General features: G+C 45.2%; 1 pseudogene. It reads left to right on the top strand.

Annotated features, from left to right (window positions below):
* Nucleotides 1–250: pseudogene (locus AC2Q9J_RS18295) on the top strand (cyclase family protein); the annotation flags it as partial.

Genomic DNA, 250 nt, shown 5'->3' with positions numbered 1-250 from the left:
CTATCTGGCAAAAGATGGAGCATGCTATCTTGCTGGGTTAGGGATTCGCGGTGTTGGAATAGTTGCGCTTGGAATTGAAAGATGCCAAGAAGGGCATCCGCCGCATAAAACCTTATTTGCTTATGTCATCATCAACGTAAAGGGCCTGAGATTGAAGGAAGAGGTGCTGGGACATTACATAATGGTAGCCGCGGCTTTGAAATTAGTAGTTTCGGACGCTTCACAAGCGCGAATATTGTTGTTTATAGGT

Source organism: Planococcus sp. RAB007_Raresut, assembly GCF_057369535.1.
The sequence above is the reverse complement of the archived record's forward strand: the minus strand, read 5'-3'. Positions and strand labels throughout refer to the sequence as shown.